This window comes from Actinomyces respiraculi (assembly GCF_014595995.2).
Classification (GTDB): Bacteria; Actinomycetota; Actinomycetes; order Actinomycetales; family Actinomycetaceae; genus Actinomyces; species Actinomyces respiraculi.
On sequence record NZ_CP063989.1, the window covers coordinates 694,814 to 708,396 of the forward strand.

Annotated in this window: 8 protein-coding genes and 1 CRISPR repeat array (1 of these 9 cut by a window edge); all 8 genes read right to left on the reverse strand. The window is 67.7% G+C overall.

From position 1 onward, the window contains the following. Positions 1 to 3,831: a CRISPR direct-repeat array (repeat unit 28 nt; unit sequence GGATCATCCCCGCTCACGCGGGGGGCAC); it begins 2,683 nt to the left of the window's first position. A 56-nt stretch (positions 3,832 to 3,887) separates the two neighbouring features. From cas2e to cas3, 8 genes are read right to left on the reverse strand one after another with little or no spacing between them, the layout of a single operon-like run. Then, positions 3,888 to 4,280 (reverse strand): type I-E CRISPR-associated endoribonuclease Cas2e, encoded by a 393-nt coding sequence (cas2e, locus tag ID810_RS02855; protein ID WP_166855245.1) that lies wholly within the window; start codon positions 4,278 to 4,280, stop codon positions 3,888 to 3,890. Continuing rightward, the gene (gene cas1e, locus ID810_RS02860; protein WP_166855244.1) at positions 4,274 to 5,209 is read right to left on the reverse strand and encodes a type I-E CRISPR-associated endonuclease Cas1e; all 936 of its coding nucleotides are present in this window, start codon (positions 5,207 to 5,209) and stop codon (positions 4,274 to 4,276) included. Before cas1e ends, cas2e begins: the two co-directional genes overlap by 7 nt. Positions 5,210 to 5,215: 6 nt before the next feature. Next, a complete protein-coding gene (gene cas6e, locus ID810_RS02865) occupies positions 5,216 to 5,896 on the reverse strand; it encodes a type I-E CRISPR-associated protein Cas6/Cse3/CasE (RefSeq protein WP_166855243.1) in 681 nt (226 codons plus the stop codon). After that, on the reverse strand, positions 5,887 to 6,606 hold the full coding sequence (cas5e, locus tag ID810_RS02870; protein ID WP_166855242.1) for a type I-E CRISPR-associated protein Cas5/CasD: 720 nt from the start codon (positions 6,604 to 6,606) through the stop codon (positions 5,887 to 5,889). The genes cas6e and cas5e overlap by 10 nt, the downstream gene beginning before the upstream one ends. Continuing rightward, the gene (gene cas7e, locus ID810_RS02875; protein WP_166855241.1) at positions 6,603 to 7,733 is read right to left on the reverse strand and encodes a type I-E CRISPR-associated protein Cas7/Cse4/CasC; all 1,131 of its coding nucleotides are present in this window, start codon (positions 7,731 to 7,733) and stop codon (positions 6,603 to 6,605) included. Before cas7e ends, cas5e begins: the two co-directional genes overlap by 4 nt. A 2-nt stretch (positions 7,734 to 7,735) precedes the next feature. After that, positions 7,736 to 8,428, reverse strand: a complete 693-nt coding sequence (gene casB, locus ID810_RS02880) for a type I-E CRISPR-associated protein Cse2/CasB (protein ID WP_166855240.1) — start codon at positions 8,426 to 8,428, stop codon at positions 7,736 to 7,738. Continuing rightward, positions 8,425 to 10,089 carry a type I-E CRISPR-associated protein Cse1/CasA gene (gene casA, locus ID810_RS02885; RefSeq protein ID WP_166855239.1) on the reverse strand — a complete coding sequence of 555 codons (1,665 nt, stop codon included), beginning with the start codon at positions 10,087 to 10,089 and terminating at the stop codon, positions 8,425 to 8,427. The genes casB and casA overlap by 4 nt, the downstream gene beginning before the upstream one ends. Next, complete coding sequence (gene cas3 / locus ID810_RS02890; protein ID WP_166855238.1) at positions 10,086 to 13,052, reverse strand: CRISPR-associated helicase Cas3'; 2,967 nt, start codon at positions 13,050 to 13,052, stop codon at positions 10,086 to 10,088. Before cas3 ends, casA begins: the two co-directional genes overlap by 4 nt. Between the last annotated feature and the right edge of the window lie 531 nt (positions 13,053 to 13,583).

Consider the following 13,583-nt stretch of genomic DNA (forward strand, 5'->3'; position numbering starts at 1 on the left):
CTGTCGTAGGACTCGGGCCCCGGATCATCCCCGCTCACGCGGGGGGCACCGCGCGGCAGCCTTCGCCGCCTCGGTCAGCGCCGGATCATCCCCGCTCACGCGGGGGGCACTCTCACACGGCGCAGACGGTCGCGCCCGTGCAGGGATCATCCCCGCTCACGCGGGGGGCACTCAAACCTTCCGAGTTGTACCTGATGTCAGACTGGATCATCCCCGCTCACGCGGGGGGCACACCGTATCCGCTGGAAGCGCCACCTCGAGAACCGGATCATCCCCGCTCACGCGGGGGGCACTCTCACACGGCGCAGACGGTCGCGCCCGTGCAGGGATCATCCCCGCTCACGCGGGGGGCACTCAAACCTTCCGAGTTGTACCTGATGTCAGACTGGATCATCCCCGCTCACGCGGGGGGCACACCGTATCCGCTGGAAGCGCCACCTCGAGAACCGGATCATCCCCGCTCACGCGGGGGGCACTGTGGGTTCGTCATAATCCTGTTGATCACGACAGGATCATCCCCGCTCACGCGGGGGGCACAGGTACCCGTTGTAGGACATCATCGCCGTATGGGGATCATCCCCGCTCACGCGGGGGGCACGGGACGGTGGTGGGAGTGAAGGCCTTCGTGATCGGATCATCCCCGCTCACGCGGGGGGCACGTCGAGCACCGTGCGCGCACCTTCGGGGAGGCCGGATCATCCCCGCTCACGCGGGGGGCACCCAGTCCCCGTGAGCGCGGGGACTGGCCCCCTGGGATCATCCCCGCTCACGCGGGGGGCACTCGACCTTGATCAGCTCGCTCATGGGGTTCCTCCGGATCATCCCCGCTCACGCGGGGGGCACCACTCCCGGGGCGCTCGACCCTGAGTGACCTAGGGATCATCCCCGCTCACGCGGGGGGCACGGCGGGCAGCGCCTGGGGCGCTCGGTGGTGCGCGGATCATCCCCGCTCACGCGGGGGGCACCCGCTGACGAAGTTCGTGACCCGGCTCCAGGCGGGATCATCCCCGCTCACGCGGGGGGCACGGCGTTCCAGCGCGTCACGGGGGAGATCGAGTCGGATCATCCCCGCTCACGCGGGGGGCACCTCGCCGCCCGGCTGCCTGGGCTCACGGCCGGGGGATCATCCCCGCTCACGCGGGGGGCACGTCGGCGCCGAGACGCGGAAAGCCCGCGCCCGGGGATCATCCCCGCTCACGCGGGGGGCACCCGTCCTGGACGCGCAGGACCCGCAGCTTCGGGGGATCATCCCCGCTCACGCGGGGGGCACATGAGGGCTGGGCTCAGCCCGGCCATCTTGCTCGGATCATCCCCGCTCACGCGGGGGGCACTCGGCGTCGACGAGGACTTTCCCGGCGGGATGCGGGATCATCCCCGCTCACGCGGGGGGCACAAGATTGAGCGTGTCTACAGGACCGTCAGGTACGGATCATCCCCGCTCACGCGGGGGGCACGGCGGCCCGCGGGGAGCCCCACGCACATCTACAGGATCATCCCCGCTCACGCGGGGGGCACAAGATCTGCCCCAGCGGCGGTGTCAGGCGGTTGGGATCATCCCCGCTCACGCGGGGGGCACGGTGCCCAGGTGCTCGATGACGAGCACCTGGGCGGATCATCCCCGCTCACGCGGGGGGCACAACCCGGCGGACCGGTACTTCATTGACACCACGGGATCATCCCCGCTCACGCGGGGGGCACCGTACGTGTATTTCACCCGTGGCTGAGACCAGGGGATCATCCCCGCTCACGCGGGGGGCACGGTCCTCATCCTCCCGCCGTGCTTCCTGAACCAGGATCATCCCCGCTCACGCGGGGGGCACGCCGTGACTGACAGAAAAATACTTGAGTTGTACGGATCATCCCCGCTCACGCGGGGGGCACCTTTGTGTATCTTGAGGGACTCTCCTCAGGGTCGGATCATCCCCGCTCACGCGGGGGGCACTCCTGAGGGAGGCGTACCGGCACGAGGACGCCCGGATCATCCCCGCTCACGCGGGGGGCACAGTGGCGCGGGGAAGAAGACCCTCTCTATCCGGATCATCCCCGCTCACGCGGGGGGCACGACGCGACGTCCTTCGCCCTTGAGCTGTCGGTGGGATCATCCCCGCTCACGCGGGGGGCACGTGTCGTTCGTGGCGTCGGCCTTGCCGTCCTCGGGATCATCCCCGCTCACGCGGGGGGCACATCCTGTCCAGGTTCTTGAACCCTCTCACCTGGGGATCATCCCCGCTCACGCGGGGGGCACGACTACACGGCCCTGTTCACCGAGGAGGGGTGGGGATCATCCCCGCTCACGCGGGGGGCACGACGCGCCATGGTTGGTGGGGGAGCACAGGTAGGGATCATCCCCGCTCACGCGGGGGGCACAGAACTGGCACGTCCACGAGATGGCGAAGCGCGGGATCATCCCCGCTCACGCGGGGGGCACCCCTGCTCGTCGGAGTGGGAGCCCTCGACGACCGGATCATCCCCGCTCACGCGGGGGGCACACGGTCAGGTGGGTCTGGCCGTCGTCACCGTCGGGATCATCCCCGCTCACGCGGGGGGCACCCACGGACGCGCTGGTGGCGACCGCGAAGGGGCGGATCATCCCCGCTCACGCGGGGGGCACCCGGCCGCCGCCCACGACCGCATCGCCCTCGTCGGATCATCCCCGCTCACGCGGGGGGCACGTGGAGCAGATGGGCCGTGACGCCGTCAAGGCGGGATCATCCCCGCTCACGCGGGGGGCACAACGGGCGCCGCTGGGAGGTGGCGCTAGGTGAGGGATCATCCCCGCTCACGCGGGGGGCACACCCCGTCCGGCCGCCACGAGGCCCGCGCCCGCGGATCATCCCCGCTCACGCGGGGGGCACACCGCCGCCGACAACGTCTCCCGCCTGAGGGGCGGATCATCCCCGCTCACGCGGGGGGCACCCGTCGACGGCGCCCGGGATGAGCCCGTTCCGGGGATCATCCCCGCTCACGCGGGGGGCACGGCAAGCGCCTGGCCGAGCAGATCGGCCAGGCGGGATCATCCCCGCTCACGCGGGGGGCACCAGCCTGTCCAACAGAGTGGGTGCGCTAGAGGCGGATCATCCCCGCTCACGCGGGGGGCACCGACGGCGGTCGCTGGCTCACCCGGGTCCAGGGGGATCATCCCCGCTCACGCGGGGGGCACGAAGCGATCCGCACCACGAGGGTGCACGCCAAGGGATCATCCCCGCTCACGCGGGGGGCACCCGGACGCGCGCACCACCACATCGCTGTGCGCGGGATCATCCCCGCTCACGCGGGGGGCACCAACAATTTCCCCCGGACGATGGCCAACATCGGGGATCATCCCCGCTCACGCGGGGGGCACCCCTGCTCGTCGGAGTGGGAGCCCTCGACAACCGGATCATCCCCGCTCACGCGGGGGGCACCCCCCACCAATCATGGCGCATCCGCTCACTATGGGATCATCCCCGCTCACGCGGGGGGCACGCGACCCGCTCGCCAGCGGGGACAGACGAGCGGGGATCATCCCCGCTCACGCGGGGGGCACTCCGTCGTCAGGGGGTGCCCGGGTGGCTCGCGCGGATCATCCCCGCTCACGCGGGGGGCACCGCTCAGGTCTCTGCGGACGGCCGGGTGCCTGGGGATCATCCCCGCTCACGCGGGGGGCACTTGAGAATACCTCGCAGTTTAACCCCGTGAGTCGGATCATCCCCGCTCACGCGGGGGGCACAGTATCCTATACTGTCTGACAACAAAGTGCGGCGGATCATCCCCGCTCACGCGGGGGGCACGACTGGAAGCCGTACTCGCGCGAGTGGGCCGTGGGATCATCCCCGCTCACGCGGGGGGCACGCTTAGAGAGCGTTGAGATCCCAATGATGGTGTGACCTGCGGGAGGCCATCCACCTTCACTGCGAACCTAGCGCACGCTCCGCAGAATTGCGATAGCGCCGTCGGCGCGCCGCGATTGACCAGGACTCCCGAGGCGCTTTGACCGCTCCGGGCACCGCCGTGGATCCTTCGATCTGGCGGTAAGGCGTCCGCATGACAAGGCATCCCTCGACATCAACGGGCTCGCGATCATGACCGAGCGAAGCCACCGAGAAGTGCTGCTCTGAACGGGTGGACCAGATGAGCAGGGCGCGCCCGTCCCCGATGTATGCGCGTACGAGCTCCCATAGCTGCTCGCGTACCCGGGCGGACAGGTGACCGACGAACACCCCTGGGGACACCTCCATGAGCCACCGTGTGAGCGCACCGCGCAATGATGCAGGAGCGGCCGAGAGGACGAGCACTACCATGCGCCCGCCTCCTCGGCGTAGTTCGCTCCACCGGCGACGGCCCGCCTCTGGTAGTCCCACAGTGAGACCACGTTGACGCTCAAGTCATCCGCCTCTCCAACCTCGAGGAGCTGGTGGATGTCCCTGACCGCCCTCTCGATGATCCGTAGCTCGAAGACCTTGTCGCGGACCCGACGACGTGTCGTCCCTGTCAAGTCCGTCATGCTCTCGGCTACGACGTCGAAGGCGATGGGGATGGTTGTCTCCGCCTTGTACAAGTCGGCGACGTCATAAACGAAAGAACGCTCATGTCCTGTGTGGACGAACCCGAGCCCTGGAGAGCAGCCCAACGCGACGATGACGCCGTGGACGATCCCGTACAGAGCCGCGTGAGCCGCGGACAGTGCTTGGTTGATCGGGTCCGAGGCTTCGAAGTCGTCGGGACGGTAGTCGCGCCGTGCCCACGGGACTCCCGTTCTTCGAGAGTTCTCCCGGTAGGTCTCCCGCACGCGGGCACCCTCACGCCCACGCAACTGCTGCATGGTCAGGCCGTGAACGTCTTCACCACTGAATCGCATGCAGTACATCTCTCGTGCTACCCGTAGCCGTTTCTGTGGTGACGAGACGCGTGCCGCCTGTTCGACAAGAAGCCGCGTTGAGGTCGCGAGTGAACGTCCGTGAGCGTAGTAACGCACCCCGCGCTCACCCACCCACACGGCCGTCGTTCCACACTCGCCGAGCAAGGACATCGCTTGATGGCTTACCGAGGTGCCGGGACCGAGGAACACGGCAACCAGTGAGGCTGCTGGTACTCGGATGATGCCCTGGTCGTTGCGGGCGGTCAGGGCTCCATCCTCTCGGTGCACGACACAATGCTCGAGGTAGAGAAAGGACATCCGGTCCTGCACGCGGGGCAGTGCTGTCACCGGTACCGGAGGCATCCGAGCCATGACGATTCACTCCTGTCGGTGTCGCGCGAGGGTCATGAGACCGCATCCGTACGCCTTGGACCGGCCAATCCCAGCGACGAGCGAGTGGCGAAGTGCATCAGCGTCCCTCACTTGAAGGACACCTTCATAGACCGTCTGGTTGATTGTCACTCTGTCGCGCCTGCCTTGTTGCGGGTTTTCGCGACCGAAGACCGGACGACCACGCCTGACGACGGTAAGCAACGAGTCCGCGTCGTCGTCGGTGCCGGTTGGAACGAGGCTGAAACCGAGGCTTGAAGCGCGAGTGATGAGCCACTGCCGCTGCTGCTCAACGGTGACGTGCCCACTACGCTTTCCCCGCATACCCGGGCCCTGGGAGATCGCACGTGACGGGTTGGCCGTGAGCCGGAACCCCCACACCTGCCCCTCAGACAGGCGCTCGAGGAAGGGCTCATAGTCGAGAGTCTGCATTTGGCCCCCGGGGCGGCCCGCCTCCTCGAGGATCTGTGAACAGTTGGGGGCTTGAGGGGACTGCACGTACAACGCCGTCGCATGCCCCTGGTCGACACGCCATAGGACGCGTCCAGGCCCATCACTCTCGTCGCCACCTGTTGCCTTGAGGACGACGGCGTGCATGACCTGCGGTGAGCCGAGGTACTTGCGTGCCAGCCTTCGGCTCGGATCCAGTTCGATCTTCGTCAGGAACACGGTATCGCCTCCTTCAGCGCTGCCATCGGGTCATGCGGGTCCCCCTGTGCCGGTCCCACAGGAACCATGCGACGCTCGACGTTCCGGAAGCCGTAGTCACGTCTGCGAGGGTCGTAGGACACGGGGACGTCCCGGACACCGTACGAGTCCCCACGCTCCTCAACGGCGACGGACTCCTGGTCAACGAGGACTTCAGCCATGAAGGGTTGCTCGGAGCGTTGGCGCCTGCGGAACCACTCCGATGCCTGCCACGGCTCGGAGCGGAGTGCGTCGAGCAGATCCGCCTCACGCAGTCCGAGGGAGAGCGGGTGAGGCGGTGGGCAGGAACGTCTGCCCAGGTAGAGGGGGAAGACCGGATGGCGCAGGGCCTCATCGAGTCCCGACAGCAGCTCGCAGTCGCCCTCGATTCCGGCGAGGAAGACGGCGTCGGCGAGGTAGTAACGGCTCGACAACGGCATCGGGGCCTTCCCATCGAGTGTCCGTGCCGTGTGGAAGTCACGGATGACGGTGCCCGGCTGGTCCTTGCGGACCCCGAAACGGAGGGACAGCAGGTCCTCGATGGGGTCCGTCCGACGACGCCCGGCGGCGGCCGCCAGCATCCCGATGACACCGCTCTTCGAAGGCGCCAGCTCGGTGCGCCTCTCAGTGAACCGCGACCTGACGCCCCACGCCTGCATTGGCCCCGCAAGTCGCAGCAGCAGGACGGTCATGAACCCTGCTCCTCCGAGATGACGAGAGGCGCCACCGCGTCGCGAACCCGTCCCGACAGGTCCGCGAAGGAGACGCGCTCGCCCAGCGCCGCGACAGCATCGGAGTTCTGGAGAGACACGACGAGGCCCGCACGGGGACGCAGACCATAGTTGTCCTCAATGGTCCTGGCGTGAGCGGACAGGGCCTCGAGAGAAGCGGTGAGGTAACCAGTGTCCTCGTTGGCGTGCACAGGCTTTTCGAAGGCTCCGACGAGGGAGATCGGCTGGTCGTCACGAACTGAGATGACGATGGCCTCCGGCAGGGTGTAGTTGGCGAAGGTGTTCTGCTTGCCGGTCGGCATGGACAGGCAAAAACCTTGAACAAAGACCTCCAGCGCGTGCAACGCTGCCTCACCACTGCCCAGGTTCTCCACCAGCATGTCCATGTTGACCGTGGCGTAGCGGTACATGGTCGCCGAGGAGAACTCGATGGTGCCCATCATACCGGCGCCGGCATCCTCCTCCTCAGAGCGGTTCTTCTCATCGTCCACGGCGGTGAAGAAGTCGTACTCGTTATCCGCGGCGTGGGTGGAGATGGCATGCGCGACCTGGCAGGCCGCGTCAACGTTGAGGTCCGTGTCATCAGCGACCATCCGCCCGAAGAGGGCGATATCGACGGAGTTCGTCTCCTTGAAGACCTTCTTCACCGCCTTCGCGTCGAGTGCCTTGCCCTCACGGGACGAGGCAATAGCAAGGCCGGCCAGGCGGCTGACCTGACTGGTGGACAGGAACAGGAGGTAACCGGACTCCAGCGGCGCGTCCTTCCTGCTGCGCGGGGCGGAGAGCTTGATCTTTGCCGCCTTGAAGACCTCTTCAGCTAGCCCCGCAGCGGAACCTGAGAGATCCGGGGCCTGCTCAGCGATCCTGGTAGCAAGAGTCTCAACGACCCTCTTGGTTCGCACACCGACGTCGGAGGCGTCGAGCCGGTCGTTGAAGTACAGACGGGTCGCACGCTTCCAGGACTGGCTGGACACACGCAGACGCCGTACACCGCCGTACAGGGCGGACTTGGGTGAGCCGGAGTCATCACGGTTGACGCACGAGGGCGGGACGGACTGGATGACGTGGATGTCGACGAAGGTGCTCATGGTCAGTTCTCCGGGGTAGAAGGGGTTGGGATGGTGGTGCCGGGGGCGGATGTGGCGTCTGCGACGTTGGGCAGCCACGCGTACTGGCGCGACCACCGCAAGCGGATGTCTTTGGCACCGCCGGGGTGCTGGAAAGCGAGGAGATCGTCGGCGAGCATTGCGTGGTCCAGGGGAATGCCGTGCGCCCGCAGCTGGGAGACGAGTCCCCGCAGGTGGTAACGCAGCTCGGTGATGGTTGTGGAGGTTACGAGTGCGTTGAAGCGGGCGCGTGCCGAGGGGTTCTCGCTGTCTGGAGGACCGATAAGGTCCCGCGCAGCCTGCCCGAGCCCCTGGCCAGGGCGGAACATGGGGTCCGTCCGAGACTGCTGGTGAACTGCGTAAAGCGTCATCGCCGTGTGCGCGGCGATCTCTGCCCACGTCGGTGCGTCCCCCGCAGAGTCCGGGACGTCGACGCCAGTGAGTGACCAGACCTCGGGGAGCTCTCCGGGGTCTTTGCTGGCCGCCTTGCGCAGTGCGGCAACGTCAGCGCGGCCCTGGGACTCATTACGCAGGTAGCGGGTCTGCAGACCGCGTGGCCCCACGATTCGCGAGTCGATAAGGCGCCCGGTCTTGCCTAGCCTGCGGGTGCGTCGCCCGGGCGGATCGGAGGTTCCCTGGTGGTTCGGCGACATTGCTTCGGTGTCCGATGTGGTCATGCGGACGTCCTTTCCCTGTCCTGGTCGGAGGTCGTGATGTGAGTCTGAGGCAGGATGTCGGCGAGCTTCCGGGTGAAGAAGAACAGTGCGCGGCTCACATCCATCCGGTCGCTTCCCTCACCACGACCGGCGAACGCAGTCTCCGGTGACTGGGAGGTCAGAGCGTCACACTGCTTATACGCCTCCTGGCGTAGAAGTACGCGCCACTCGTTGCGGGCACTCTCCGGATCCGCTTCGTCGAGGGAGGCGAGCCAGCGGGGGAACCTCTCATCGATGACCTGGTAGAAGGAGGCACTGGCGTGCTCCATGACCTTGTCCCGGTGTTGTTTTTCGCTACTGCCACCACGAGCACGGTCCAGGTTCGCCGCTAGGCTGCGGACGACGCGTGCGACCTGCTCGGTCTCCTCCATGGCGTCTTTGACCACCGTGACGAGGCGCTTGCTGCCGGGGTCGAGGAGGCCTACCGGCAGGGTCAGGACGTCGTCAACAAGCTCGGCAACAGTCGACTCGTTGTTCCCGTACTCGATTCCCGTCGCGTGCAGCGGCAGCAGCCCTGAGCGAGGCACCAGCCGACGGTCCATCAGACTCTCGTAGAAGGTGACGACACCAGGGGGGCGGTAGCGCGTTACCTCGCCCGCGTGCTTGACCCGTACGGAAGGACTCAGCTGCGCGACCAGGGTGGGCAGGCCACGCCAGAAGGCGCGGTCTGTGGGCAGCTTGCGCGGCATGTACACGGTGGCCCCGTGCTTCTTCTTCGTCTGGGGCTCGGAGTAGCGCCAGGCGGTGCACGGCTCGACGAGGTACCTGTTCTGCGGCGTCGCCTTGTCCCCGTTGCCGAGGAAGAGCGACGTGACACCCGCGTCGTCGCCGTGGAGGAGAACCCGCCGGGTCTGCCATGTGTAGCAGGAGACCGGACCGGTCGGTTGTACCGAGGCTGACCCCGCGGGGCCGTCCGGCTCCCGCTCCCACGGGGCCAGGTCCACCATCGGGTCGACCTCGGTGAGCCCAGGGGTGACGGAGCAGACCACGGTGTTGAGCAGGAGCGTCCGCTCCAGGTCCTTGCCCGTCACTGTGATGACCCCGATCTGGCCGGTCCAGCCCGGGCCGATGGGGTAACCCTTGCCCCCCTGGACCTGTGGGGCGCCGACGGCGCCGGAACGTATGCCGGAGGGGTCGAAGGCGTGGACGTGGACAAGCCACCGAGCAGCCTCGGCCCAGCTGACGGAGGCCAGGCCGTCGGCGATGCGAGTGGTGAAGAAGGGGCTGCCGTTGGGGACGTCGGCGATCAGGGACTCGAGGCCTGAGGTCTTTCCTGAGGCGGTGTGGATCCCCGCCACCTGGAAGAAAGGACGCTCAGGGGCGCGCAGGTCGAAGCGGTCGCGGAAGCGCTCCAGATAGTCGCAGGCGTCCGAGCCCAGGCGACCCGGAGCATCCCAGTACCCCCTCCACGTCGCCAGGTCCTCTGGGCCACCCATGGTCCGATGGCAGATCGCGAGGAGAAGCCGAAGGATAGCGACGTCCTGACTGGCGATCTCCCCGTGGATTCCCTCGATGTCCCCAGCCTCCCGGAACAGGGAGAGGAGGGAGACCTCGTCGGCCTCACCGTCCAGACGGGTCACCCTGATCCACGGCTCGTCGAGAAGATTGAAGTGCCGACTCATGCTGATGGAACCTCCTTGAGGCCGGTGGATGAGGAGTACTCGAGAACGACGTCAGCGAGCTCGGCCCGGCCGTCCTCGAGGACGAGGAAGAGCTGGCCTGCGAGCTCGCGATCAGTTTGCCAGGCGGGTACGACATGAATCTCGAGCTGAGTGATGACCTTGTCGATGACACGAGGGTTGCTGAGCCGGGGAGGCAGACGGACGGCGGACATCGCCATGGCTCGCACAACCTCTCGGTCCGGTACCCGGTCGTGGGGAACGATCACAGCCGGTGCCCCGGGGGCGTTGGGAAGCGTTCTCAGTTCCTCCTGCCCGCCGACGCGGCGGCGCTCAAGCAGGATGACCTCCAACGAGTCCTCGCCGTCGCGCACCTGAGCCCGGCCCTTATCCTCGCTGTCGGAGGCTGCCGTGTGCAGCCATCCCACGAGAGAGGTCTCGGTGCCCGCCGGTGGGGGCGCCTCGAGGAGGAACCCCCGTGCAGCGTCCTGCTTCTCCCGCGTCTTCTCCTCTGCGGCACGATGGGCGGAGTTGAGGGCCTCCTCCCACACCGTCGGGATGACTCCCTCGCTGCCGTACACGGCCTCGATGAGCCCGCGGACGTCGTCGGGCGTGGTCACTGTGCGGCTGCCCGTGATCACCTGGTCGAGGGCAGCGGCGCTGCGCAGGAGGTCCTCCTCCCCGTAGATCGCCTTGGCGCCCGGTTCCAGGGACGGGTGAGTCGACTGCCGCGACGGCAGCCAGTCCACGTAGCAGACAGGCTCCTCCAACCGCACCGGCCGAGGACGCTCGTGACGGTGGAGGCGGCCCAGGCGCTGGATGACAAGGTCGATGGGGGCGAGGTCCGTGACCAGCAGGTCGAAGTCGATGTCGAGGGACTGCTCGACCACCTGGGTGGCGACGACGACCGCCCGGTGCGGCCGCTGAGGACGGGAGCGGGGCGGTCCGAAGTGCCGCAGCAGATCCGCGTCCTTGGCCTGGCGGTCGGCGATGGTGAACCTCGCGTGGTTGAGGGTTACCTCCTCGCCGAATACCTCGCGCAGCTGCTCGTAGGTCTCCTGGGTCCGGCGCACCGTGTTGCGCACGATGAGCGCGCAACCGCCGTCGGCCAGCCGCTCCTGCAGCAACCGCAGCAGGTCATCCCTGCCCAGGCGCTCCAGCCGGACCGTGGAGCGGCGTCCCGACGAGGACGTGGGCAGGACCTCGGTGCGTTCGCGGCCGGTGGTGACGAGGCAGGGAAAGGGTGTGTGAACCGGCTGAGGGGCTGGTGTCGTAGGGATGCTTTCTCCGGCGGCCAGTCGCAGCCCCCTGTGGTAGGCATCCACCATCGCTGAGCAGCGTGCCTCGGACAGCGTCGCCGACAGCAGGACGACGGGCACACCGTAGGCGGCGAGCCAGGTCAGCGCCCGGTCCAGGTAGACGTTCATGTACGTGGAGTAGGAGTGCACCTCGTCCACGATGACGACCTTGCGTGACAGCCCCAGGTGGCGCATGGCCAGGTGCGGGGAGCGCATCGCCCCGAACAGCAGGTGGTCAACGGTCGTCACCACGAAGTCGGAGAGCATGGACTTCTTCCGGCCGCTGAACCAGGCGAGGATCGCCACGTCGGCACGGTGGGAGGCCTCCTCGGTAGTCGTGCGGCGGAGGCGGGCCGCGTCCTCGTCCCGGCCGACGTCGCTCGGGCGCGGCAGTCCCGGGCCCTCCACGTCCCCGCCGTCCTCCCCGCCCAGGGCGCCGAGGAGCCGGTCATGGATCTCCCAGCCCCTGCGGCGCAGCCGCCCCGCCTCGGCGTTGAGACGGGCACGGCCGTGCTGGAGGTTGACGGCGAAGGCCGAGGGGGCGCCGTCGGAGGCGTAGGTGTCCTCGATCCTCCCGAGCCAGTTGAGGCTGCGGCGGAACATCGCGTCGGTCGTCGCCTGGGTCGGCAGGGCGAAGAGCACGCCCGAGCGACCGGTCCTGGCGGCGAGGATCTCAGTAGCGAGCTTGGCAGCCTCGGTCTTGCCCCCACCTGTGGAGTCTTCGACGATGAGCAGCCCCGGCAGGTCCATTGTGCGGGCGGCCTCGACGGCGCGCCTTTGGACCTCGGTGGCGCGGGAGCCCTCGGGCAGGGCGAAGCGTGAGGTGAGCAGGTCATCGGCGTCGTCGCCGTCGTCACGGGGCCGCCACGGCGTCGGGATCTCCAGGCGGGTGATGGCCTGCGCGCACCGGTCAGCGTGGGCCGGCGCGGGGAGGAGTGCGAGACCGTCGTCGTCGAGGGGAAGCAGGTGGAAGTAGTCCTCGCAGGAGGCGATCCAGTCGGCGACGATGACGAGGCCGGACAGCTCGACGAGGAAGGGCTGCGACCAGCGCCGCCGAGACCAGTGGGGCAGGAGGGGCTCGGCACCGGTCCGCTCGGTCACGAGGTCGAGCAGCTCGCCGCGGGTCTCCTCCCAGACGCCCTCACCGAGCAGGTGCTCACGGCCGTAGAGGTCCTTGAGTGCTCCGGTCGTCGGCGGGATGCCGTGGTGAGCGCCGACGACGGAAGCCAGCGCCTTGGCGGGCTCCATCCCCCAGCCGTGGCAGTCGAGGAGCCAGTCCTGCAGGACCTGCTGCCCCGCCAGGGCGTGCGGGGCCTTCAACCGTTCCTTGGGGTCGATTGTCGCGTGAGAGAGGCCGGCCTTCTTCATCTGGTCATCGAGGCCGGGTACCTGCACCGAGAAGGCCGGGGTGCACTTGCCGATGTCGTGGACGCCTGCGAGCCAGGACGCGAGGAGGCAGAACTCTTCCGTGGGGGACAGACCCGACTTGGAGCCGTCGAGCTCGCGCTCGATGAGGTCGCTGATGGTGGGTGCCAACCAGGTGCGGGCGAGGTGGTCGGCGACCGCCGCGGCGTCGAGCAGGTGCAGCCACAGTGGCAACCACCGTCGCCGTTCCGGGTCGTAGCCGGACTTCGCCCAGACTGACACTGCCCGTCCGGACATGGACATGGGACTCCTTCATTGGAGGTGTGGGTGAGGCGATTATGTCGTGGGAGGGGGAACCTGTGCGGGCGGTTGCACCAGTCTCGTCGTCTTGAACGGTGTTGTGACTCGTCTGGAACTCAGAGTGGGTGCAGGAGGCGCTTCGGCCGGATGGCCTGGAAGTGACTGCATGTGCTGTCAAGCCCCAGATGGCCGATAAGGGTTCAAGACTTCAGGATGCTCATCGCAAGCGTCGCCAGTGCCACGAGCGTTTGGATGAGCTGCAGGATCATCTCGGTAAGTTGCATGTCTCCTCCTTCCTTGTCCTCGATTACTAGTCAGTGTGGAGTGCACGAGATATTGAAACGTGTGATGTCATGGTGTCGATAGCGTTGAACTGCGCATGATCGTAACGGTGATGGTGCGGCGCACGCAATAGACTTCAAGGGATCCGATTGGTACGGCACCCCCTCGCGTCAGCGGGGATGACCCTGTGTGCTGTCGCGGTGTCGCGTCTACCCCGCGCGAGCGGGGAAGAAGACGGTGAGGGGGTGCACA

Excerpts from the sequence above, each read along its gene's own strand:
- cas1e (WP_166855244.1), bottom strand. The coding sequence starts at position 5,209 with ATGGCTCGGATGCCTCCGGTACCGGTGACAGCACTGCCCCGCGTGCAG.
- cas5e (WP_166855242.1), bottom strand. The coding sequence starts at position 6,606 with ATGACCGTCCTGCTGCTGCGACTTGCGGGGCCAATGCAGGCGTGGGGC.
- cas2e (WP_166855245.1), bottom strand. The coding sequence starts at position 4,280 with ATGGTAGTGCTCGTCCTCTCGGCCGCTCCTGCATCATTGCGCGGTGCG.
- cas7e (WP_166855241.1), bottom strand. The coding sequence starts at position 7,733 with ATGAGCACCTTCGTCGACATCCACGTCATCCAGTCCGTCCCGCCCTCG.
- casB (WP_166855240.1), bottom strand. The coding sequence starts at position 8,428 with ATGACCACATCGGACACCGAAGCAATGTCGCCGAACCACCAGGGAACC.
- cas3 (WP_166855238.1), bottom strand. The coding sequence starts at position 13,052 with ATGTCCATGTCCGGACGGGCAGTGTCAGTCTGGGCGAAGTCCGGCTAC.
- casA (WP_166855239.1), bottom strand. The coding sequence starts at position 10,089 with ATGAGTCGGCACTTCAATCTTCTCGACGAGCCGTGGATCAGGGTGACC.